General features: G+C 61.0%; 21 protein-coding genes. 10 read left to right on the top strand and 11 right to left on the bottom strand.

Annotation, left to right across the window (positions count from 1 at the left end; genetic code table 11):
• The first annotated feature begins 15 nt into the window (after window positions 1-15).
• Together tmk and ABIN98_RS26935 are read left to right on the top strand one after the other, a co-directional pair.
• Window positions 16-714 (top strand): dTMP kinase, encoded by a 699-nt coding sequence (tmk, locus tag ABIN98_RS26940; protein WP_346915010.1) that lies wholly within the window; start codon window positions 16-18, stop codon window positions 712-714.
• Window positions 698-1,762 (top strand): DNA polymerase III subunit delta', encoded by a 1,065-nt coding sequence (locus ABIN98_RS26935; RefSeq protein WP_346915008.1) that lies wholly within the window; start codon window positions 698-700, stop codon window positions 1,760-1,762. Before tmk ends, ABIN98_RS26935 begins: the two co-directional genes overlap by 17 nt.
• A 19-nt stretch (window positions 1,763-1,781) precedes the next feature.
• On the opposite strand, the gene ABIN98_RS26930 is transcribed toward ABIN98_RS26935, so the two are convergent.
• Both ABIN98_RS26930 and ABIN98_RS26925 read right to left on the bottom strand, forming a co-directional pair.
• Window positions 1,782-2,447: a GntR family transcriptional regulator gene (locus ABIN98_RS26930; RefSeq protein ID WP_346915006.1), complete on the bottom strand. Its 666-nt coding sequence runs from the start codon at window positions 2,445-2,447 to the stop codon at window positions 1,782-1,784.
• 12 nt (window positions 2,448-2,459) lie between these two features.
• A complete protein-coding gene (locus ABIN98_RS26925; RefSeq protein WP_346915004.1) occupies window positions 2,460-5,396 on the bottom strand; it encodes an FAD-linked oxidase C-terminal domain-containing protein in 2,937 nt (978 codons plus the stop codon).
• 104 nt (window positions 5,397-5,500) lie between these two features.
• Here ABIN98_RS26925 and ABIN98_RS26920 point away from each other — a divergent pair, with 104 nt between their 5' ends.
• The 7 genes from ABIN98_RS26920 to ABIN98_RS26890 all read left to right on the top strand — a co-directional run bounded on the left by ABIN98_RS26920 (window position 5,501) and on the right by ABIN98_RS26890 (window position 12,278).
• On the top strand, window positions 5,501-6,697 hold the full coding sequence (locus ABIN98_RS26920; protein WP_346915002.1) for an aminotransferase class V-fold PLP-dependent enzyme: 1,197 nt from the start codon (window positions 5,501-5,503) through the stop codon (window positions 6,695-6,697).
• 166 nt (window positions 6,698-6,863) lie between these two features.
• On the top strand, window positions 6,864-7,847 hold the full coding sequence (locus ABIN98_RS26915) for a TRAP transporter substrate-binding protein (protein ID WP_346915000.1): 984 nt from the start codon (window positions 6,864-6,866) through the stop codon (window positions 7,845-7,847).
• Window positions 7,848-7,989: 142 nt separating this feature from the next.
• Window positions 7,990-8,502 carry a TRAP transporter small permease subunit gene (locus ABIN98_RS26910; RefSeq protein ID WP_346914998.1) on the top strand — a complete coding sequence of 171 codons (513 nt, stop codon included), beginning with the start codon at window positions 7,990-7,992 and terminating at the stop codon, window positions 8,500-8,502.
• A 3-nt stretch (window positions 8,503-8,505) separates the two neighbouring features.
• The gene (locus ABIN98_RS26905; protein WP_346914996.1) at window positions 8,506-9,786 is read left to right on the top strand and encodes a TRAP transporter large permease; all 1,281 of its coding nucleotides are present in this window, start codon (window positions 8,506-8,508) and stop codon (window positions 9,784-9,786) included.
• 16 nt (window positions 9,787-9,802) lie between these two features.
• Window positions 9,803-10,594 (top strand): enoyl-CoA hydratase/isomerase family protein, encoded by a 792-nt coding sequence (locus ABIN98_RS26900; protein WP_346914994.1) that lies wholly within the window; start codon window positions 9,803-9,805, stop codon window positions 10,592-10,594.
• Between the two features lies 1 nt (window position 10,595).
• Window positions 10,596-11,807, top strand: coding sequence for a CoA transferase (locus ABIN98_RS26895; RefSeq protein ID WP_346914992.1), 1,212 nt, complete (start codon window positions 10,596-10,598; stop codon window positions 11,805-11,807).
• A 36-nt stretch (window positions 11,808-11,843) separates the two neighbouring features.
• Entirely contained in the window at window positions 11,844-12,278 is a 435-nt protein-coding gene (locus ABIN98_RS26890) for a heme-binding protein (RefSeq protein WP_346914990.1), read from the top strand.
• An 18-nt stretch (window positions 12,279-12,296) separates the two neighbouring features.
• Here ABIN98_RS26890 and ABIN98_RS26885 read toward each other — a convergent pair whose 3' ends face one another.
• The 9 genes from ABIN98_RS26885 to ABIN98_RS26845 form a co-directional block, all read right to left on the bottom strand.
• Window positions 12,297-14,966, bottom strand: a complete 2,670-nt coding sequence (locus tag ABIN98_RS26885) for a cation-transporting P-type ATPase (protein ID WP_346914988.1) — start codon at window positions 14,964-14,966, stop codon at window positions 12,297-12,299.
• A 191-nt stretch (window positions 14,967-15,157) separates the two neighbouring features.
• The gene (locus ABIN98_RS26880; protein WP_346914986.1) at window positions 15,158-15,364 is read right to left on the bottom strand and encodes a hypothetical protein; all 207 of its coding nucleotides are present in this window, start codon (window positions 15,362-15,364) and stop codon (window positions 15,158-15,160) included.
• Window positions 15,361-15,879 carry a hypothetical protein gene (locus ABIN98_RS26875; protein ID WP_346914984.1) on the bottom strand — a complete coding sequence of 173 codons (519 nt, stop codon included), beginning with the start codon at window positions 15,877-15,879 and terminating at the stop codon, window positions 15,361-15,363. The genes ABIN98_RS26880 and ABIN98_RS26875 overlap by 4 nt, the downstream gene beginning before the upstream one ends.
• A gap of 5 nt (window positions 15,880-15,884) precedes the next feature.
• On the bottom strand, window positions 15,885-17,123 hold the full coding sequence (locus tag ABIN98_RS26870; RefSeq protein ID WP_346914982.1) for an agmatinase family protein: 1,239 nt from the start codon (window positions 17,121-17,123) through the stop codon (window positions 15,885-15,887).
• A 16-nt stretch (window positions 17,124-17,139) separates the two neighbouring features.
• Window positions 17,140-17,928, bottom strand: coding sequence for an ABC transporter ATP-binding protein (locus ABIN98_RS26865; RefSeq protein WP_346914980.1), 789 nt, complete (start codon window positions 17,926-17,928; stop codon window positions 17,140-17,142).
• Window positions 17,925-18,746 carry an ABC transporter permease gene (locus tag ABIN98_RS26860; protein ID WP_346914978.1) on the bottom strand — a complete coding sequence of 274 codons (822 nt, stop codon included), beginning with the start codon at window positions 18,744-18,746 and terminating at the stop codon, window positions 17,925-17,927. The genes ABIN98_RS26865 and ABIN98_RS26860 overlap by 4 nt, the downstream gene beginning before the upstream one ends.
• Before the next feature lie 4 nt (window positions 18,747-18,750).
• The gene (locus ABIN98_RS26855; protein WP_346914976.1) at window positions 18,751-19,803 is read right to left on the bottom strand and encodes a 2-oxoglutarate and iron-dependent oxygenase domain-containing protein; all 1,053 of its coding nucleotides are present in this window, start codon (window positions 19,801-19,803) and stop codon (window positions 18,751-18,753) included.
• Between the two features lie 76 nt (window positions 19,804-19,879).
• Window positions 19,880-20,950: a putative urea ABC transporter substrate-binding protein gene (locus ABIN98_RS26850; protein ID WP_346914974.1), complete on the bottom strand. Its 1,071-nt coding sequence runs from the start codon at window positions 20,948-20,950 to the stop codon at window positions 19,880-19,882.
• A 445-nt stretch (window positions 20,951-21,395) separates the two neighbouring features.
• On the bottom strand, window positions 21,396-22,010 hold the full coding sequence (locus tag ABIN98_RS26845) for a TetR/AcrR family transcriptional regulator (protein ID WP_346914972.1): 615 nt from the start codon (window positions 22,008-22,010) through the stop codon (window positions 21,396-21,398).
• A gap of 149 nt (window positions 22,011-22,159) precedes the next feature.
• Here ABIN98_RS26845 and ABIN98_RS26840 point away from each other — a divergent pair, with 149 nt between their 5' ends.
• The gene (locus tag ABIN98_RS26840; protein WP_346914970.1) at window positions 22,160-23,224 is read left to right on the top strand and encodes an ABC transporter substrate-binding protein; all 1,065 of its coding nucleotides are present in this window, start codon (window positions 22,160-22,162) and stop codon (window positions 23,222-23,224) included.
• Window positions 23,225-23,251 lie beyond the last annotated feature (27 nt).

Here is a 23,251-nt window from a genome sequence, read left to right as displayed (position 1 = left end):
GGGATTGGCGGATAAGTGCAGGGACGTTTCATCACCTTCGAAGGCGGCGAGGGCGCCGGCAAATCCACCCAGATCGCCCGGTTGCGGAAACGGCTGGAAGATTTGAGACTGACCGTGGTGGTGACCAGGGAACCCGGCGGCTCGCCGGGGGCGGAAAAGATCCGCAAGATCCTGCTGAGCGGCGAGGCCCGCGATCTGGGGCCGCGGGGCGAAGCCATGCTGTTTGCCGCCGCCCGTGCCGATCACGTGGATACCACCATCATTCCGGCCCTCGGACGTGGCGACTGGGTGCTTTGCGACCGGTATGCGGATTCAACCCGCGTCTATCAGGGCGAGGCCGGGGTCGATCCGAACTATCTCGATTTGCTGGAAACCGCGGCCGTCGCCGGGGTCCGTCCGGATCTGACGATCCTCATCGACGTGCCGGCCGATATCGGCATGTCGCGGGTCTCCAGCCGCTCCGAGACCGGAGCAGGAGAGGCGCCCGACCGGTTCGAGAACGAAGAGATGAAGGTGCATGACCGCCGCAGGATCCTTTTTCTCGACCTTGCCCGAAAGGAGCCGCACCGCTTTGCCGTGATCGATGGCCGTGCAAGCCCCGATGCGGTCGAGCAAAAGATCTGGGAGGCCGTGCTTTCCCATTTTGCCGAGGAATTGGCGCCCGCTGACAGGAAACCCGAGCCGGTGGAGGCGGGAGATGGCACGGGCAGCTGACGCCATGGATGCCCCGGAAGCCGACCGGCTGGACGGGATGCCCTTGCCGCGCGAACGGGCGCGGCTGATCGGTCACAGGGAGACGGAACAGGCGCTGCTCAACGCGTACCGGTCCGAACGCCTGCACCATGCCTGGATCCTCGGCGGGCCGAAAGGCATCGGCAAGGCGACACTTGCCTACCACTTTGCCCGGTTCATCATCGCCCATCCGGACCGGTTCGGAGCAGAGGTGGCGCAGGCAACAGACCTCGGCCTGTCGCCGACCCATCCGGTCTTCCAGCAGGTGGCATCCGGCGGCAATCCGAACCTTTTGCATCTGCGCCGCCCCTGGGACGACAAGGCGAAGCGTTTCAAGACCGAACTGCCGGTCGACGAGGTGCGCCGGACGGTGTCGTTTTTCGGAACCACCGCGTCGTCGTCCGCATGGCGGATCTGCATCGTCGATGCTGCAGACGATATGAACATCAGCTCGGCGAATGCCTTGCTGAAAGTCCTGGAAGAACCGCCGGCGCGCTGCCTGTTCCTGGTCCTGTCTCACGCACCCGGCCGGCTGTTGCCGACAATCCGCTCGCGCTGCCGGCGGCTTGATCTCGATCCCTTGAGGGAAACGGAAATTGCCGAAGGCCTGTCCGAACTGGCGCCCCAAGCCACCGTCGACCCGCAGTCCTTGCAAGAATTGACGCGTTTTGCCGACGGCAGTCTGCGCTCGGCCCTGACGCTTTTAGCCGGGGATGGTCTTGCCATCGCCAAAGGCTTCACCGCACTGGCCGGACAGGTGCCCAAGGTCGATGTCGCAGCCCTTCACGGGCTTGGGGATCTGGTCGCGGCCCGGAACCAGGACGACAACTGGGACGCATTCCTGCATATCTGGCGCATGTGGCTGCATGAACGGATGCACCAGGTATCCGGTGGACGCGCGGCGGACATGCTGCCGTTTGCCGAATTATGGGAAGCGGCCAACCGGATGGCGGCGGATACGGAAGCCCTGAACCTCGACCGGAAGCAGGTCGTCCTGTCGTTCTTCCAGCGCCTGTCGAAGCTGGCGTAATCGCAACGGAAACCGGACGTTATTCGGCCAGCGCGGCGCGCACCGAGGCCAGCTTGTTGGCCAGGTGGGCTTTCAGGAGCGATCCCAGCAGGGGACCGTTTCGTTCCTTGGTTGCCTTGAGGATTTCTTCATGCTCGGCCACGGCCTGGGCCCAGCGTTCATCCGACATGTTGGCCATGTAACGGGCCCGGCGGATCCGCCCGGAGAGGCTGCGCTGCATTTCGACAAGAGTCGGGTTGTTCGCCGCATCCAGAATGAGCTTGTGGATCAGCTCGTTGCGCTGGAAATAGCCGCTCATGTCACGGGCCTTGAAGCAGTCGACCATATCCTTGTGCAGCCGCTCCATGCGGCTGATTTCGGGATCCGTGATGTTGGCGCAGGCCAGTTCACCGGAGACGGCCTCAAGCGCGCCCATGATCGGAAAGGCTTCCTCGAGATCGGAAATGGTCAGTTTGGCGACGGTGGCGCCCCGGTTCGGGATGAGCTGGATCAGTCCTTCCTTGGCGAGCACCTTCAGGGCTTCGCGCAACGGCGTTCGTGATACGTCGAAGCTGGCACAGATGTCCTTTTCCGACAGCTTTTCTCCCGGAGCCAGTTCGCCTTCGATGATCATGTGGCGCAACCGGTCCACCAGCTCGTCATGGAGCGTGCGGCGGGGGATCGGAATGACGGTGTTCAACGACATGATCTTATCCTGCTAAATGGCCGCTTGCGCGAGATCGGACGCCTGACACAACAGGCGCGCCGCATGGACCGCTTTCCTGTTTGCGCCATCCTCTATCTGGTGACGGCACGAGGTGCCGCCGGCGACGATCAGGGTATCCGGGTCTGCCTCCCGAATGCGCGGCAGCAGGCTCAACTCGCCCATGGCCCGTGAGATGTCAAGGGTTTCGGCCTGATAGCCGAAGCTACCGGCCATGCCGCAGCACGACGACGGGATCACGTCGACCTTGAGATCCGGGATCAGGCCGAGGGTCTTTTGCAGCGCGCCCATGGTGTTGAACGCCTTCTGGTGGCAATGGCCGTGGACAAGGGCTTTTTGCTGGGGCAGGGGCGCAAGCGGCAGGTCGAACCGGCCTTCGCCCGAAGCCTTGGCGATGAATTCCTCAAACAGCAGGAATTGGTTCGCGTACTCCGCCTTCCACGCGTCGCCGAGAAGGGCCGGGGCCTCATCCCGGAAGGTCAGAACACAGGATGGCTCCAACCCGATCACCGTGGCCCCGCGCTCAAGGGCAGGGGCAAGGGTCGTGACGGTGCGAAGCATTTCAGCCCGGGCATCTTCGGCGAGACCGGCCGACAGGAACGTCCGACCGCAGCAAAGCGGCCGTTCGCCGTTCTGCGCGACTGCCTGACCGACTTTGAAACCGGCCCGCTGCAGGACCGTTTCGGCGGCGCGAATGTTTTCCGGTTCGAAATAGCGGCTGAAGGTATCGACAAAAAGCAGAACATCCGGTGTCTCTTGAGACGCCGGCGGCTGGCGGATCCAGTCTCCTTGCCATCGCGGCAGCGTGCGGCTGGCCGCCAGACCGAGCACTTTCTCAGACAAAAGAGCCATGCCGGGGATCCGGTCGCGCAGGTTCATGAGCCAGGGCAGGCGGGAGGCGACCGGCGCGTAGCGTGGCAGATAGGCGACCAGTTTCTCGCGCAGGCGGACACCATTTTTCTTCGCCCGAGCGGCCAGAACCTCGATCTTCATTTTCGCCATGTCGATGCCCGTCGGGCATTCGCGCCGGCAGCCCTTGCAGGACACGCACAGCTTCAGCGTTTCGGCCATGTCGTCGGAGGTGAAGGCGTCCGGACCAAGCTGACCGGAAATAGCAAGCCGCAGGGTATTGGCGCGGCCGCGGGTGAGGTCCTTTTCGTTGCGGGTCACCCGGTAGGACGGGCACATGACGCCGTCGGCGATCTTCCGGCAGGCACCGTTGTTGTTACACATTTCGACTGCGCCCTGAAAGCCGCCCGCAGAGCCCGGATAGTCGGACCAGTCGAACACCGTCTCGATGTCGGGCACGGAATAATCCGGCGCATAGCGCATTAGACTGCGGTCATCCATCTTTGGGGCGCGAACGACCCTGCCAGGATTGAGCAGTCCGTCCGGATCGAACCGGTCCTTGACCCATTCGAAGTTGCGCATCATCCGATCGCCGAACATGGGGCCATTGAACTCGGAGCGCACAATGCCGTCGCCATGTTCGCCGGAGTGCGAACCCTTGTACTCGCGCACCATCTCGAAGGCCTCTTCGGCAATGGCGCGCATCTTTTTCACGTCCTGGTCGAGCTTCAGGTTCAGGACCGGGCGGACGTGAAGGGTGCCGACAGAGGCATGGGCGTACCAAGTCCCCTCCGTGCCGTATTTCCTGAAAATACCGGTCAGACGGTCCGTGTATTCGGCGAGATCCTCCAGACGGACCGCGCAATCTTCGATGAAGGAAACCGGTTTGCCCTCGGACTTCATCGACATCATGATGTTGAGGCCCTGCTTGCGGACTTCCATGATGCGGGACTGGAAGGCGGGGTCGACGGCATCCACGACACCGCCTTCCTTCTTGCCCGGATCGCCCCATCTGTAACCGAGGTCCGCCATTCGGTCGTGCAGGGCGGCCAGCCTGCGCAGGTTTTCGTCCTGATCGTCCTCGGCGAATTCCACCATCAGAACAGCCGCCGGTTCGCCGCGGACGAATTCATCGACCACCGGCTTGAACATCGGGATCGCCCGGCCGAGCTCGATCATGTTGCGGTCGATGAGTTCAACCGCCGTCGGGCCGAGCTCGACCAGATGCCGGGTACAGTCCATCGCTTCGTAGAAGGTCGGGAAATGACAGAGCCCGAGGGCCTTTTTGCCGAGAACCGGCGAGAGCTTCAGGGTCAGTTGCCGTGTCACCGCAAGGGTGCCCTCAGACCCGACCAGCAGTTCATGCAGTTTGTTGGTCGCACCGTTCGGCATCAGCGCGTCGATGTTGTAGCCGCCGACCCGGCGGACGAGGTCAGGGAACTTTGTCCTGATTTCCTGCTGTTCCCGTTCGCCCAGATCCAGAAGGTCCCGGACCAGTTGCTGGTTGTCCCGTAGCGCATTCAGACCGGCAACTTCGCGGGAGGTTTCTTCGAAACGGGCTTGGCCACCGTCGGCGAGGAGAACATCCAATGCTCGGACGTTGTCGCGCATGATGCCGTAGCGGATGGAGCGCGCGCCGCAGGAATTGTTCGCGGCCATGCCGCCAAGTGTGGCCCGCGAAGCAGTCGACACGTCGACGGGAAACCAGAGACCGTCCGACTTCAGCGCGGAATTCAGGTGATCGAGCACCAGCCCCGGCTCCACGACAGCGGTCCGGTTTTCACGGTCGACCTCGACGATCCGGTTCAGATGCTTGGAAAAATCGATGACGATCGCATCGTTGACGGTCTGGCCGCATTGGGACGTGCCGCCGCCGCGCGGCAGCACGGGAACACCGGCCTCGCGCGCAATCGCCAACGTTGCCTCCACATCGGCAAAGCTCTTCGGCACGACCACCGCGCGCGGGAACATCTGGTAGACCGAAGCATCGGTGGCGTAACGGCCGCGGCTGAACCGGTCGCAGAAAACGTCACCTTCGATGTCCTTTTTCAGGCGGTGTTCCAGATCGGTTTCCAGCGACATGTGTTAATCAGACCTTGACTTGAATTTTGAATACAATATTCATTATGAAGAAAACGGGCGCCGATCAAGTGCGCCGGACAAGCGAATTTTTCGGGAGGGCAGTTATGGCAGCGTCTGGGCGGCATTTTCTTCAGATACCGGGTCCGACGAATGTTCCGGACCGCGTTCTGCGGGCCATGGACATGCCGACGATCGACCACCGCGGTCCCGCTTTCGCCGAAGTCGGCAGGCAGGCGCTCGACGGCATGCGCTCCATCTTCAAGACCGAAGGCACGGTGGTGATCTATCCGGGTTCCGGCACTGGTGCCTGGGAAGCGGCTCTGGTCAACACGCTGTCGCCGGGCGATCTCGTCCTCATGTACGAGACCGGGCATTTCTCGACGCTCTGGAACAAACTGGCCGGGCGGCTCGGGATCCGCACCGAATTCATCGAAAGCAATTGGCGGGCTGGTGCCGATCCGGAGGCAATCGAGGAACGTCTACGCGCCGATACGGGCCATGAGATCAAGGCCGTCTGTGTCGTTCACAACGAAACCTCGACCGGCTGCGTCAGTCCAATTGCGAAGATCCGCAAGGCGATCGATGCCGCCGGTCATCCGGCGCTTCTGATGGTCGACACCATCTCGTCGTTGGCCTCCATCGACTACTGCCATGACGAATGGGGAGTGGACGTGACGGTCGGTGGGTCGCAGAAGGGACTGATGCTTCCACCGGGGCTGTCGTTCAATGCCGTGTCTGAGAAGGCGAAGAAGGCATCGGAAACGGCAGCTTTGCCGCGGTCCTACTGGTCATGGGAGGATATGGCCGGTCCGAATGCCAGCGGATACTTCCCCTATACGCCTGCCACCAACCTGCTTTACGGGCTGGTCGAGGCGGTGAAGATGCTGCACGAGGAAGGCCTCGACAACGTCTTCGCTCGCCATCAGCGCCATGGACGCGCGGCACGCAAGGCGGTTGCCGCCTGGGGACTTGAAACGGTCTGCACCAATCCGGAGCATTATTCCGGATCCCTGACCGCAGTCTTCGTGCCTGAAGGCCACAGCGCCGACAATTTCCGGAAAGTGACCCTGGAGAATTTCAATATGTCGCTCGGCAACGGCCTGGCGAAACTCGCCGACCGGGTGTTCAGGATTGGTCACCTGGGAGATTTCAACGACCTGATGCTGATGGGCACTTTGTCCGGTGTCGAAATGGGCATGGAACTGGCGGGGATCCCGTACCGGCGCGGCGGCGCGCAGGCGGCGCTCGACAGCCTGACGGGTCGTGAACAGGTTCAGGCAGCGGGAGAGGCTGCCGAATAAGCGGAGCATTCCGCAAGATTGACCGGCTTTCATGTGTCTCACATGAAAGCTGAAAAGTTGATCGATCTGAAAAAGGAAGAGCATCCCGTGTTCACGGGGCGCTCGGATGGAAGGAAAAACAACAAAAACAAGAAGACGATGCAGAGTAAAATCGAGGGAGGAAACGATGAAACTCAGCAAGATTTTAGCAGGTGTGGCACTTTCGGTCGGGCTGGCAAGCCCGGCATTGGCCGATCCATTAGAGTTGAAATTCGGTCATGTGGGAGCGCCCGGTTCCCTGTTTGAGGCCAGCGCCAATGAATTCGCCCGTTGCGCCAACGAGAAACTCGCCGGCAAGGTGGATGTGCAGACCTTCGGCTCCTCGCAGCTCGGCAAGGACAAGGAACTGCTCCAGAAGCTGAAGCTCGGTCAGGTGGATTTTTCCCTGCCGTCTTCGGTCATGTCTTCTGTTTCCGACGTCTTTGGCGTCTTTGAAATGCCCTATATCATCTCCGACCGGGATCACATGAAGCGGGTCGAGGCTGCCATTCTGGAAAGCACGCTGCAGCCGGCGGTGCAGGCAAAGGGCTACCGGATCCTGGCCATCTGGGAAAACGGCTTCCGCCACATCACCAACAATGTCCGGCCTATCAACGTTCCGGCGGATCTGGAAGGCATCAAGCTGCGCACGCCGAAGGGCGCATGGCGCGTGAAGATGTTCAAGCTTTATGGTGCCAATCCGACGCCCTTGTCGTTCTCGGAGGTCTTCACCGCCCTCCAGACCGGTGTGATCGACGGCCAGGAAAACCCCTACGCCCAGATCTGGTCTGCGAAGTTCCAGGAGGTGCAGAAGTACCTGTCCATTACCGGTCACGTTTACACACCAGGTTATCTGCTCGTTTCTGACAAGCATTTCGCCAAGCTGCCGCAAGACGTCCAGGCAGGGCTGGAACAATGCGGCAAGGAAACCCAGGCCTTTGTCTATGACACAGCTGCCAAGCTGGAGGTCGAGCTGCTGAACAACCTGAAGGAAGGCGGTATCCAGGTGAACACGGCCGACAATGCCGCCTTCATCGAGGCCTCCAAGCCGATCTATGACGACTTCGCGGCCGAAGTCGAAGGCGGACAGGAACTGGTCGATACGGTCCGTTCGCTGGCAGACGGCACCTAAAAAACAAGAGCCAAAAGAGCCCGGGATTTCTCCCGGGCTCCCTTTCACAACGCCATTCAACGCCTGCATCGGGCAACCGTAACGACCGGCCGGAAGCGGCAGGGCGGACGGGCGTCCGACGCCAAGACGACCGGATCATCGAATGCTCAGGGGATTGCAGTCTCTACTCGGGTGGCTCCTGGAGTGGATCACCATTTTGCTGATGGTCGCACTGACCGTCGTTGTCATCGTCGCGGTGGCCTATCGCCTCGCGCATAACTCGCTCTCCTGGTACGACGAGATCGCGGCCATCCTGCTGTCGTGGATTACCTATTACGGCGCTGCCCTTGCTGCCTTGAAGCGCCGCCACATCGGCTTCGACAGCGTTCTCCTCGCGATCCCCATGCCGGCCCGCATGGGCGCGGTCCTCGTAGCAGAGGTCTGCGTCCTGGCCTTCTTTGTGCTTCTCGCCAAAACCGGTCTTGAAGTCCTCGAGGTTCTGGAGGGCGATACGCTCGTCGCCCTGACCTGGATGCCGGTGCAGTTCACGCAATCGGTTATCCCGGTTGGTGCCATCCTGTTCATCGTCGCCGAACTGCTCAGTTTGCCGGATTACTGGAAAGCGACCGCTGCCGGACATTCCCTGGAACATCCCGAAATTCACGAGGAGGCCTGAGCCATGCTGATTTTCTGGATGTTTATCACGCTGGTCGCATTGATCTGCCTGAATGTGCCGATCGCCGTTGCGCTTGGCGTGTCGGCACTGCTCGGGCTCGTGGTCACCGAAGGAACCGACAGTATCGTCACCATGGCGCTCGACATGTATGACGGCTCAACGAAATTCTCACTGATCGCGATCCCGATGTTCGTGCTTGCCGGTGCCATCATGAATGCGTCCGGAATATCGCGCCGGCTGATCGCCTTCGTCGCAGCCCTCATCGGCTTCGTTCGCGGTGGCCTGTCCATGGTCACCATCGGCGTATCGCTGTTCTTTGCTGAAATCTCGGGAAGTGCTGTTGCCGATGTCGCGGCCATCGGTTCGATCCTGATCCCGGCGATGAAGAAGCGGGGCTACGGCGCTCCGTTCGCGGCGGCCGTAACTTCGTCTTCCGCCTCTCTTGCCATCATTATTCCCCCGTCGATCCCTATGATCCTCTATGCGGTTTCGGCCAATACGTCGGTGGAACAGCTCTTCGTCGCCGGCTTCGTACCGGGCCTGATCGGAGCGGCCGGCCTGATGGGCGTCGCCTATTTCTTCGCCCGCAAATATGATTTCCCCGTCGAGGATGCTTTCAATGTGGCCACGCTGAAAGCGACCTTCCTCGATGCCCTGCCGACCTTCGCGCTGCCGGTCATCATTCTGGGCGGTATTTTCGGCGGGTTCGTCACGGCGACGGAGGCAGCCGGCCTCGCGGTGCTGGCGTCGATCGTGATCGGGATCTATTACAACGAGGTCAATTTGCGCCGCCTGAAGGCGGCCATGCTTGACGGCGGCATGCAGACCGCGGTTGTGATGCTGCTGGTCGCCGCTTCCGTCCTGATGGGCGGCTTCCTGACCCGCGCCCAGATCCCGCAGCAGATCGCGGCCGAAATCCTGGCCTTCACCAGCAACAAATACGCGATCCTTTTGATCCTGAACCTGTTCTTCCTGGTCATCGGCTTTTTCCTGCACTCGGCCGCAGCCATTATCCTGGTCGTGCCGATCGTCATTCCGCTGATCCAGCAGGTCGGGATCGATCCGGTTCACTTCGGCCTCGTGGTGACCCTCAATCTTGCCATCGGCCAGCAGACGCCGCCGGTTGCGAGCGTGCTGATCACCTCGTGCTCGATTGCCCGGGCGAACATCTGGGAAGTGTCGAAGGTCAACATCTACTTCGTCGCGGTTCTGCTGACCGTCTTGTTGATGTGCACCTACATTCCGGCGATACCGATGTTCCTGGTCGACTATTTCTATCGCTAAGGCAGGCCGAGAACCCATGACGACATCATCGGAAGAACTCATCTACGAGGTGAGAGACGGGATCGGGCGGATCACCCTGAACCGCCCCCAGGCTCGCAACGCCTTGACCTTCGACATGTATGAACGCCTTGCCGAGGTGTGCAGCACCGTCCCCTCGGATAGGTCGGTCAAGGCGATCATCGTCACCGGTGCCGGGGACAAGGCTTTCGCGGCTGGAACCGATATCTCCCAGTTCCGCGCATTCAAGACGCCGTCGGACGCGCTCTCTTACGAAGAGAAGATCGACGCCGTCATGACTGCCGTCGAGCGTTGTCCGGTACCGACCATCGCCGCCATCCACGGCGCCTGTACCGGCGGAGGTGCGGGAATTGCTGCTGCCTGCGATCTGCGTCTGACGTCCAAAGACCTGAAATTCGGGTTCCCGATCGCTCGCACTCTCGGAAATTGTCTGTCCACCTCCAACCTGATGCGGCTGGTGTCACTGGTTGGAGCCGGACGTACCCGAGAATTGATTTTCACCGCTCGGCTGATCGGTGCGGACGAGGCCTCGGCTCTCGGGCTGGTGTCGGAAGTGCTGGGCACCCAGGAGGCACTGATGGCGCGGGCGGAGGAACTGGCGGATCAGATGGCGACCTTTGCGCCGCTGACCCTGCGCGCAACCAAAGAAGCCTTGCGCCGGCTGAAGGAAGCTCAGCAATCGGTCCTGGAAGACAGGGACCTGATCGAGATGTGCTACATGAGCGAGGACTTCCGCGAAGGCCTGGAAGCCTTTCTCGGCAAGCGCCGTCCGGATTGGAAGGGGCGCTGAGATGGCCGATGACATCAAGGGGCCGCTCGACGGTTGCAAGGTGATCGAGCTCGCGCACATCATGGCGGGCCCTGTCTGCGGGTTGATGCTGGCCGACATGGGCGCCGAAGTGATCAAGGTGGAAAAGGAAACGGGCGACGACACCCGCCGCAGCGTTCCGCCGTCCATTGAGGGCGAATCCGCCGCCTTCATGATGATGAACCGCAACAAGCGCGACATCGTCCTGAACCTCAAGAGCGAGAAGGGCCGCGAAGCGCTGCTCCGGCTCATCAAGGACGCCGACATCCTGGTGGAGAATTACCGAAAAGACACGATGAACAAACTCGGCCTCGGCTACGAGACGCTGAAGGAGCTCAATCCAGGTCTGATCTACTGCGGCATTTCCGGCTTCGGCCGCACCGGACCTTATGCGGATCGCGGCGGCTTTGACCTCATTGCGCAAGGCATGTCCGGCCTCATGGCCATCACTGGCGAGGGGCATGGCCGGCCGCCGGTCAAGGTCGGGGCGCCGGTGACCGATATCACCGCAGGCATTCTTGGCGCGATGGGCTGCCTTGCGGCCTATGTCCGCCGCCTGAAGACCGGCAAAGGCCAGCAGGTGGACACCTCCCTGTTCGAAGCCGGTATTACCCATACCTACTGGCAGTCGGCGATCGCGTTCGCGACAAATGTCTCTCCCGGGCCCATGGGCTCCGCCCATCCCTTGAACGCGCCCTATCAGGCGTTCCAGACCGCGGATGGCTGGATCAACATCGGCGCGGCCAACCAGACCAACTGGCTGCGTTTGTTGAAACTGATCGACGCGGAGCATCTGGCGGAGGATCCGCAGTTCATCACAAATGCCGACCGGATGGCGCATCTGGACGAGCTGGAAGCCGAATTGAATAATATCTTTCGGCTGAAGCCGAGCGCCGAATGGCTTGACCTCCTGCAGCAGGGCGGTTTTCCGGCTGGTCCGGTCCTGTCGATTTCAGACATGCATCAGGACCCGCAGGCACTGGCACGGGAGATGATCGTTGAGACGGATCATCCGGTTGCCGGCGCGGTCAAGACGATCGGGGTGCCGGTGAAATTTTCCGACACACCGGGCGGTGTCCGCCGGCCTGCACCCTTGCTGGGTCAGCATACGCGCGAAGTCCTCGCCGAGGCGGGCTACAGCACGAGCGAAATCGACCGGATGCTGAAAGACGGCGCGGCGATTGCCGCAAATTGACTCGGGCATCACGGCAACAAACGGGACGAAAGATCGATGACCAGCGAAATCAGCCAGGACATGGCGCATGAAATCATGACCACCGCCTTCGCCAAGGCCGCGGAGATGGGGTTGAAGCCGTTGACAGTCGCAGTTCTGGATGCGGGTGGTCATCTGAAGGCATTGTCCCGCCAGGACGGCACCAGCACGCTGCGTCCGGAAATCGCACAGGGCAAGGCCCGTGGCGCGATCTCCATGGGTCTCGGTTCGCGTGCGCTGTTCAAGCGGGCACAGGAGCAGCCCTATTTCATCCAGTCCATGAACGCGCTCTCAGACGGGTCGCTCGTGCCGGTTCCAGGTGGCGTCCTGGCCCGCAATCCGGACGGAAGGATCATCGGCGCGGTCGGCATCACCGGCGATAGCTCGGACAACGACGAGACCTGCGCCATTGCCGCCATCGAAGCGGTTGGTCTGGTTGCCGACGCCGGCTGACTGAAGCCTGGGTAGGAGTTAACGGCGGAAACGGGCGATCAATATCGCGCCAATCTGATTGACCACGAGCGGCGCAATACTCATGCCGAGGATGATCAACCACATATCGCGATCGGGCGGGACGATCTGCAATATGTCTGCGACCACAGGGATGTAGGCCGGAACGGCAAGCAACAGGGTGCACAGGACGATGGCACCCCAAACCCAGACGTTTCGCGTCACTTCATTGCGCAACAGCCCTGACCGTCTGTGCCGCATGTTGAACACATGCCAGAGCTGGGAAAAGGCAAGGGTCAGGAAGGTGATCGTCACCAGCTCACCCGGGTCGAGTGTGAGCCACAGTTCAGCGGCAAACAACGCCCCGAATGTTCCGGCCGTCAGCACGAGGCTCTGGGCGATAATTGCCGACCATTGGATCCGTCCAAGGATCGGTTCTTTCGGTGGTCGTGGCGGCTGTTTCATGATGTCCTTTTCCCCTTCGCCGAGCGCCAGTGCAAAGGCGGGAAAGACATCCGTGACGAGATTGAGATAGAGGATCTGCAACGACAGGATCGGCAGAGGCAGGCCGGACAGGACGGCAATGCCGACGACCATGACTTCGCTCAGGTTGCAGGACAGCAGATAGGCGGCGAAACGGCGTATGTTGCCGAAAATGATCCGGCCTTCGCGAACCGCCTTTACGATCGTCGGGAACGCGTCGTCCAGCAGGACCATGGCCGCCGCCTGCCGGGCGACATCCGTTCCCCGCTGTCCCATGGCAATGCCGATATCCGCCTGGCGCAGGGCAGGGGCATCATTGACCCCGTCGCCCGTCATGGCCACGATTTCTCCCGAATTCTGAAAGGCTCGAACCAGAGCGAGCTTTTCAGATGGGTCGACCCGGGAGAAGATATCCGTTTCCAGCAGCTTGCCTGTTTTGGAAGGATCCGTGCCCGACAACTCCGGCCCGTCGACCATGCGGGAGGCTTCGCTTCCCAGGCCGACGTCGCGGGCGATGCTGCGCGCTGTCACCGCGTGGTCACCGGTCACCATGACGACCCGCATCCCGGCCTCCCGGCAACCGCGAATGGCGTCGGGGACATCAACCCGCGCCGGATCTTCGAGGCCGATCAGCCCGAGGAAGGTAAGCCCGCTATAGGGATCATCCTCGGCCGTCTCTGCGGTCTTGGCGGCACAAGCCAGGACACGCAGGCCTTGGAGGCCGAGTGTTTCGATGCGGTCTGTCCATTCCGTTCGTCTGACATCGTCCATCGCGGACACGCCGTCGGCGGTGGCAATGAAGGCAGACCGGCGCAGCACCATTTCCGGAGCACCCTTCACGGCATAGAAAAAACGGTCCTCGCCCGCATGAACGGTTGCCATCATTTTGGTGGAGGCATCGAAGGCAGTTTCGCTTACGCGCGGATACAATGCCAGCAAGGTACTCTGGGCCAGCCCCGTCCGATCTCCGAGGCGCAGCAGGGCCTGTTCCATCGGGTCGCCGCTGTGGTCGGTTTCGTTCTCTCCGAGAGCAGCGTTGTTGCAAAGAACAGCCACCTCCACCAACTGCCGAAATTGCGGCTGACTTTCAAGATCCTGCTTCGGCGTGTCGGGTATTCCGTCGTCCTCGGCCGGAGTGAGTTCCATCTCTTCGTCCGGCACCCAAAGATGGCGGACCGCCATCCGGTTTTCCGTGAGCGTTCCGGTCTTGTCCGTCAGGATCACGGTTGTCGCCCCGAGGACCTCGACGGCCGGCAGGCGTTCGATCAGCGCATTCTGGCGCGCCATCCGCCACATGCCGCGGGCAAGCGTCAGCGTGGCAACCACCGGAAGTCCTTCCGGAATAGCGGCAACAGCAAGGGCAATGGCGCTGTCGACCATCAGACGCATGTCTTCGCCCTTCAAAATGCCTGTCCCGGCAATGAGGGCGGTCAAGATGAGTGTCGCCCAGACCAGCTGCCCGGACAACTTCGCCAGACCTTTCTCAAGCGGGGAGTCTTCCGGCTGAGCTTCTTCGGCGAGCTGCGAGATGCGGCCGAGTTGAGTTCCCGATCCGACTGCGACGACAATTCCAGTTCCGCTGCCCCGGGTGACGAAAGTGCCCTTGAACAGCATGGAGGTGCGATCGGCGACAGGTGTGTCGGCTGCCACCGGCTCTTGTGATTTGTCGACGGCGACGGATTCACCGGTCAGGGCCGATTCATCGGCGCCGACATTCGAGGCTTCGATCAGGCGGATATCGGCGGAAACCCCGTCGCCGCCTTCAAGGAGAACGATGTCGCCGACGACGAGGTCATCCGCGGGAACAATGACAACCTTGCCGTTTCGCCGAACCCGCGCAGACCGGGTACCGAGCGTCCGCAAGGCTTCTATGGATCGTGCTGCCTTGATTTCCGTTCCGAAACCGATCGCGGAATTCAGAGCCAGGACAACGAGGATTGCGGCCCCCTGGGTCCACTCGCCGAAATAGAGTGCGAGGACTGCGGCCGCGCCAAGCAGATAGACGACCGGGCTCTTGACCTGATGCAGCAGGACAAGGAGCGGCCGCACCTTTTTACGCGTTTCAATGGTGTTTCCGCCAAAACGCGCCCGGCTTTCCTTGACGTCGTGGTCTGTAAAGCCTTCGGATGCCGAAACGTGCAGGCATTCCAGGATATCCGCACCGGACAGGGAATGGGCGTTCACAGGTAGGGCAGGACGGTCGGTCACGGAAGCGGTCTTTGGCTGGCTGGGTCAACACACAACGATACAATCGGTTCTATATCGTTGGTAAGGCAACACTGCGTTGACAAGGCGCAACCCCGAGGAGAGGGACCGGTCCGAAGGATATTGTTGGGGATTTAAATTAAGGCAGCAAGGGGCGCCCTAGGGACGCCCCCCATGTTTGGACAGTTCGGGGCTTAACGCTTGGCGGCAACTTTCCACACGACAGAGGCAACGATCAGTGCGCCGACTGCGATACCGGCCACATGGAACGGCGAGTTCAGGATATGGCTGGCTGCTTCGCCCAAGTGAATGTGCGCGTGGTCGCCGGAGTGGGCGAAGGCAGGCGCGGCGGCGGTCAGGCCTGCAGAAGCGGCAAGCAGGCCAGTGAGGATGCGTTTCATTGGTTTGTTTCTCCGTTTTCGATGCGCTCCGACAGCAGGTCGACAAGATCGATGTCGGCCCGTTCGGTGAGTGAGACATAGGTGAAGGTCATGCTCTCGCGGTGGGAGACCATGTTGCCGGGGAACGGCATGTAGACCAGTTCCCGCGAGGCAAAGGCCGGTGAGGCGGTGCCGATCTGCCAGTTGGAGGCAATGGCCGCGTCGACCAGGCTCATGGTCAGTCCGTCCTTGCCCGGCCGCTGGAACGGTATGCCGGCGAGCCTCAGGTAGCTGGTCTTGTCTTCCGCTGCCCGGAAGCCGTCGACGAAGCTCGTCGCCAGAACCTTGACTTCCTCGACCCTTTCCCGGCTCGAGGTACCGTGCACATGCGAATGCAGGTGATCGGCCTCGCCATGGGCGTGATTGTGCCCCATCCCGTGACTATGGCCATGGCTGTGATCATGATGATGGTGGTTATGCCCGTGTGAATGATCATGGGAATGCCCGTGGTGATGGTGGTGATGACCGTGTCCCATGGGGCTTACTCCACGTCCGGACCGGCCGGGATCGAAACCGGCTTGTCGATGATGGATTTGTGCGAGCCCATCTTGCCGTGGGACACCAGCGTGCCGAGCACGTCGACGATCACGCGGGTGGCGAGCAGTGCGGTGATGTCGGAGGTGTCGTAGGGCGGCGAGACTTCCACGACCTCAAGACCGCAGATGCCTTCGGCGGCCACGAGCGACACCAGTTCCAGCGCTTCGCGCGGCAGGAAGCCGCCCGGCTCCGGCCAGCCGGTGCCCGGCACGAAGCCGCAGTCGACGCTGTCGATGTCGAAGGAGATGTAGACCGCGTCCGCATCCTTCCAGGCCAGTTCCAGGGCGCGGGCGGCGGTTTCGGCAAGACCAAGTTCTTCCACGTCGCGCATGGTGAAGATGTTGGTGTTGCGCTTGCGGGCGATTTCCACGCCTTCGCGCGGCACCTGCCAGCCGCCGATGCCGACCTGAACAAGGTTGACGGCAGGCACGTTCGCCAAGTCGGTCGCATGGAACCACGGCGTGGTGTGCATGCGTTCGTCGAGATCCTTTTCCTGGATGTCGATGTGGCGGTCGAAGTGAACGATACCGATGCGCTTGGACGTGCACTGGGCAATGCCGCGCACGCACGGGAAGCCGATGGAATGGTCGCCGCCGATCATGATCGGCAGGGCGCCGGACGAGACCACGTGGCTGACGGCCCGGGTGATCTGGTCGAAGGTCTTTTCGATGTTGGCCGGGATCGTGAACACGTCGCCGACATCGCAAAGTGTCATCTGCTCGCGCAGATCGACGCCCATTTCGTAGTTGTAGGGCGTATAAAGCGCGGAGATCTTGCGCACGCCCTGCGGGCCGAAGCGGGTGCCCGGGCGGTAGGTGGTGCCGCCGTCGAACGGAATGCCGATGACGGCCGCGTCATAGGCACCGACCTGGGTAACGTCTTCGATGTAAGGAGCCTTGAGGAAGGTGTTGATGCCGGCATAGTGCGGCAGTTCTCCGCGGGCGAAGGTCGGGATCGACTTGTCCGTGAGGCAATCAGAGCCGGTCAGGCCCATGCGAAGGGCCCAGGCCTTTTCCTTTTCCCAGGCGGCGGAGGGCAGGGTGCCTTCCTTCTCCGCAGCCTTCCAGCCGCGGAGGGAAAGCTTGTCGAAGTCGGGATGGTGCTGGCGGCTCGGCTTGGTCCGATCCAGCCGGCCCGCTGCGCGGTTCCGGGTCGAGGGTCCGTGGTTGTCGAAGATCGTCATGAAGGTTTTCCTTTTCTCATGCGGAATCGAGCTGGTCGTGCAGAAGCGTTTCGGCCAGTTCTTTTTTCTGCCGGTCGGTCTTGTCGACCGGAAGGTCGTAAGTGATGGTCGCCCCGTAGGCGTGGGGGGCCTGCGGGTCGTGGCGAACCTTGTCGAACACCAGCAGACGGGTGCCGAGCTTGAAGGCCTCGTTGATATCGTGGGTCACCATGAAGACGGTCATGGAGAGTTCGCGCCAGAGCCCCAGAAGAAGCTCGTGCATGTCGTTGCGAATGCCGGGGTCGAGCGCGCCGAAGGGCTCGTCGAGCAGCAGGATCTTCGGCCGTTTCACCAGGGCCTGGGCAATGGCAAGGCGCTGCTGCATGCCGCCGGAAAGCTGCGCCGGATAACGGTCGGTGGCCAGCGTCAGGCCGATGCGCTCCAGCAGCTCGCCGATGTCGTCGCGCGCCTTCTTGCGCGCAGTGCCGAACAAGCGTCCGGTCAGTGGGGCCTGTTCGAATTCCTTCGCCAGGATCAGGTTCTGCCACACCGTCAGATGCGGAAAGACCGAATAGCGCTGGAAGACGATGCCGCGGTCCGGTGTTGGCTCCTCCGGCAGCGGCGCACCGTCGAGCAGGATCTCGCCCCGGCTCGGCTGTTCCTGGGACAGGAGCATGCGCAAAAAGGTTGACTTGCCGCAGCCGGAGGCTCCGACGATGGTGCAGAACGCACCCTCGGGAACATCGATGTTCACCCGTTCGAGGATCGGAGCGCCGTCGTATTCCTTGAAGAGATCTCGGACGGAGAGCTTGGGCTGTGGGCTCACAGGCTGTCTCCTTCCAGGTGGTTCCAGGAGAACGCCCGCTTGGACAGGATCAAAAGCAAACGGTCGAGGATAAAGGCAAGCAGCGTGATCCAGGCGACGTAGGGCAGGATCAGATCCATGGCCATGTACCTGCGCACAAGAAAGATCCGGTAGCCGAGCCCTTCCGTTGAGGCGATCGCTTCCGCCGAGATCAGGAAGATCCAGGCAGGAACAAGACCGAGCCGCAGAGCGACAAGGAGATTTGGCAGGATGTGGGGCAGGTAGAGCCGTGTCGTGATCTGCCAGCTCGACGCGCCAAGGGTCTCCGCCTTGATCACCAGTTCGCGCGGAATGTCGAGCGCGGATTGGGCAAGGGTGCGGATCATCGCCGGGGTCGTCCCGACAATGATCAACCCGATCTTGGCTGCCTCGCCAAGGCCGAGGGTGATAAACAGGATCGGCAGCACGGTGATCGGCGGGATCAGGGAAAACGCCGCTGTGAACTGGGCGAAGAAGGCGCGGGCCACCGGCAGCACACCCATGGCAAGACCGATGACAATTGCAATGACCGCGGAAATGGCGAGCCCGGCGAACAGGCGGTAGAGGCTTGCGGCCGTGTCCGTCCACAACAGGTAGTCGCCGTTGCGCTTGTCCGGTTCGAACGCCATCCGGCTCATGGTGTTGGCCATGGTCTCGAAAGACGGCAGCAGCTTGTCCGACGGGTTGACGGCAAGCCGCATGTCGCTTGCGATCAGATAGGTAACGAGCAGGGCGGCGAACGGCAGCAGACCCAGGAACAGGGTCAGGCGCCGGGACGGTTTACGGTTGATGAGCTTCATACCGTCAGGCGTCCTGCTTATCCGCGTGACGGGCAAACTGACCGAAGGACGACAGGTCCTTGGCGTTGTCCGGCAGGGTAATCTCCTTCCGCGCCAGCTTTTCTATCAGGTAGGTGAAGCTCTGCGCGGTCTGGGCGTAGAGGTGATCACCCGCGATCAGCGGCTCGTATTTCGAGGTTCCGTCAGCAGGGACCAGCTCCGGAAGGGGGGCTATCCGCGTGTGATAATCGCACGAGAAGAACAGCGGGAAGGAGTAGCGTTCTTCCTTGACCTTGCGGACCCGGTGGGAGGTCGCGACGAAGGTGCCGTTGCTCAGGATCTCCAGCATGTCGCCGATATTGACCACATAGGCGTCTGGAAGCAGCGGCACGTCGATCCATTCGCCCGCACCGTTCATGACTTCCAGACCGGGGGCGGTCGGCAGCAGCAGCGTGAAAAATTCATAATCGGTATGCGCACCGATACCCTGCACGTCGCTGGCCTCGGCATCGAACGGGTAATGGATCAGCCGCAACTGGCTAGGCGGCGCGGTGATGAGACCGTCGAAGAAGGTTTCGTCCAGGCCAAGCGCAAGAGCAAAGCCTCGGATCAGGTGTTTGCCGAGGTCGAAGATGGCCTTGTAATAGGCATAGACGTCTTCGCGAAAGCCCGGCAGGTCCGGCCACTGGTTCGGCCCGACCATCGGCGTGCCGGCCTTGATCAGCGGATGATCTTCAGAAAGCTCGTACCCGAGATCGAGCGCTTCCTTCCGGTCTTTTTTTCCCCCGACCATGACTTCCTCGCCTTCGGGAACATAGCCCCGGTGGCTGGTCGACCTGCCGATGTAGATCTTCATCTTCTCTTCGTAAGGCAGGTCGAAGAAGCGTTTGGTCTGGGCGATTAGCCGGTCGCGCAGGTCGCGGTTCACCGGATGCCCCGTCACATAGAGAAAGCCGACCTCAGATGCGGCCTTGTAAAGCTCGCGGGCAACGGCCTGTCGCGCGTCCGGATCGCTGTCATAGAGCCCGGAAACGTCAACGGCGGGCAGTTCGGTAAAGGCGGTCAGTTTATTCGACATGGCTGGCCTGCTTTCGAACGGGATTTCCGAAGGAGGAGGGGGACCCCGCCCTCCTAGGGAGCGGGGTCCAGGTTGGTCAGAGCGCGCCTTTGGCGGCCATTTCCACGAAGCTGTTGTCGAAGCGCAGCTTCACGTTATTGGTGTCGCCGTAGACGGAACCGTCCGGGAAAGCGACGCCGACGAATTCGGGGCTCGGAGCGCCTTCGCCTAGAATGCCGTGGTCGTAGAGGAACTCGGCAACGAATTTCATGGTCTGCTTCAGCTTGGCATCGGTGGTGAACTCAAGCAGCTTTTCCGGGGTGTAGAACAGCGCGGTGGCTGCGAGCTGTGCCTTGTAGCCGGCGAGATCTGTGCCGGAGGCAGCAGCCATGGATTCCAGGGCGGCCTTGCCTTCCGGCGTATCGGACGCCATCAGGGACAAGGTTTCGAACCATGCGCCGACCAGGGCCTTGCCGAGGGCTGGGTTGTCCTTGAGCGTTTCGGTGTTGATCATCATGGCATCGATGATTTCACCCGGGATCTTGGAGCTGTCGAAAACAAGCTCGCCCTTCTGGTTGGCGAGAATTTCGGACAGCATCGGGTTCCAGGTCACGACCGCCGTGATTTCCGGCGTGCCGTAAACGGAGACCATGTCGGCGTCCGAGGTGTTGACGACCGTGATATCCTTTTCAGACAGGCCGACGGACTCAAGTGCGCGTGCCAGGAAGTAATGGGAGACGGACAGTTCGACCAGGTTGACGTTCTGGCCCTTGATGGAGGCAAGTTCCCCGCCTTCCTTGAGGATCAGGCCGTCGTTGCCGTTGGAATAGTCGCCGGCGATCAGAACGCTGGTGTCGACACCACCGGCAGCAGGAATGGAGAGCGCGTCCATGTTGGTCATGGCGCAACCGTCGAATTCACCAGCCGTGTACTGGTTGATGGACTCGATATAGTCGTTGAGCTGCACCACTTCGACAGTGATGCCGTATTTGTCGGCCCATTTCTTCATGATGCCGGACTCCTGCAGGTATCCCCATGGCATCCACCCAGCGTAGATGGACCAGGCGACCTTGAAGTCGGTTTTCACTTCGGCGAAGGCGGAGGAGGCAGAAAGAGGCAAAGCGACCGCTGCTGCCAGGCAAAGGGATTTGGCGAAAGTTCGGATCATAACAGTACGCGTCTCCTGTCTGGGCCGCTGTTGGCGCAGCCGTTAAACGAGGTTCTCGCGCACATCCGGGAGAAGGTCTGCGCGCGCAAACCTGTGCAGTGGTCTCCCGGGTTTTTGTCCCGCCGTGTCACCGGACCTATCGGGCAGGTTGTCCTGCGTCTGTCCGGCTTGCACCTCTCGGTCCTGTCTCTCAATCGAGAGCGGATCCCTAGGCGCGCTGCACACCACAACTCTCGCAAGGCCTGTGCCAAACGGCTTCTGATTTCGGTTTGGCTCCAGAAATATATCGAAAAAATAATGGGTTATCGGTTGGCATGGAAAGATCCTGTCGGTGACGACCCAACGGCCCTTCGATCAGGTGCACAAAAAAAAGGCAGAGCATTTGTGGGCTCTGCCATTTAATTGATCAGTTGATCGTCAGCGGCGGCGGTTATGGATCCGCACCCTAGTCCGGACACGCTGCCAAAAGAGCCTCCATGTCCTCCCGCAAATACCGGTCCACCGCCTCGTTGGTCATGTCATCCGACGAAACGAACTGTAGGAAACGGGCGTTCTGCAGCTGGAAAAGACAATCGCCAAGCACATCGAGATTGGTATCGGCGCCGAGACCGCCCCGGTCCTTGAGCTTCTCCAGGATCTTCGTCAACTGACGGGCGAGCTCCCGGTCTAGTTGGGCATAACTCCTGCCGAATTGGGAATCGCCTTCGATGATGCTGGCTGCAATGACCTGACGCCAGACTGGCTTTGTCAGGAAGGAAAGGGCGTGTTGCCGGATGACTTCGGCAAAGGCGGAAAAGGTGTCGACGATGGTTTCGGAAGGTGTCTTCAGGAGCTCCTGCATGCGCTCCAGCAGCAGCGTGTCGCTCTCTGAAACCAGGGCCAGCAGCAGGCCGGTCTTTGTTCCGTAATAGTTATAGACCGTTACCGCGGACACTTCCGCTTCTTCCGCAATCGTTTCGATCGTGGTGGCTTCAAACCCGTTGGCGACCAGCTGTTCGCGCGCGGCCTGGAGGATTTTTCGGCGCCGGCTTTCCTTCTGGCGCTCGCGCAAATTGGTCATGGGCTGAATTCCAACGGCATTTGAATGACATATCGGATTTCTAGCATTTAAAAGCTTTAATGTCTAAAAAATTGTATTGCACAAAAAACTTTTATGTGACTAAAAATTATCAAAACAACAACAGGGATCAACCTTTCGGAGTCGTGACTATGAAAAACGGAATCAAATCGCTCCTGGGCGCGCTGGCGATTGCCGGCGCCGCTGCCATTCCTTCGGCCCAGGCGAAGGAAACCATCAATGTCGGTATCTGCGTGTCCTGGCCGGGCTACGCGATGCTGAAGGTCGCGCAGGAAAAGAACCTCGTTCCTGACTACGACATGAACATCACCATTTTCGAGGATCCGCTCGGCGGGCACTCGGCTTTGGCGGCCGGTCAGATCGACGTCTATGGCTGTACCGCGGATTACATTCCGCTGACCGTCGACAGCGGTACGGACGTGGTCAACGTGGCCTTCATGAACCCGTCCTACGGCGTCGACCACATCATCCTGGCGCCGGACGTCAAGCCGGAAGACCTGCCCGGCAAGAAGGTCAGCGCACCGCAGGCCTATATCGGCCACCTGCTGATGGGCCTGTGGCTCGACAGCCAGGGGATCAAGCCGGATCAGGTTGAATGGGTGAACCTGAACGCCGATGAAGCCGTCGGACCTATGCTCTCCGGCGATCTGTCGGCGGCCTACATGTACGAACCCTGGATCAGCAAGGTTCTGGAAGCGATGAAGGGCGCGCACAGCGTCGTCAACACCGCCGATCCGGCCATGCTGAAGACCGGTATCTTCATGGACTCCCTGTTCATGAACAAGAACTTCATCGCAAAGAACCGCAAAGCGGCAGTGGCGATGTTGAAAGCGCGTTGGGATGGTCTCGGTTACTGGCATGACCACACCGAAGAAACCAATGCGCTCATTGCAGACTACTTGCAGTGGCCCCTCGAAGACGTCGGTTACGTCATCGGCACCAACGGCAAGAGCTTCGAAGGCGGCATCTACATGTTCGACTTCGACGAGGCGGCCCGTATGTGCGGCGTCCTGGACGGCGAACCTCCGTTCGGCCTCGCCAACGGGTCCATGTCGGATGTGGTCACGCTGACCAACGACTGGTGGATCAAGCTTGGTTTGATGAATAACAAGATCGATGCCGCAAAAGGTATCGACTGCAGCCTGATGGGCGATCTGGTAGCCAGCGGTTACCGGCAGTCCTTCACGGCTAACTGAGAAAAAGTGCGGCTCGTAGAACTGTGC

This window comes from uncultured Roseibium sp. (assembly GCF_963675095.2).
Lineage (GTDB): Bacteria > Pseudomonadota > Alphaproteobacteria > Rhizobiales > Stappiaceae > Roseibium.
The sequence above is the reverse complement of the archived record's forward strand: the minus strand, read 5'-3'. Positions and strand labels throughout refer to the sequence as shown.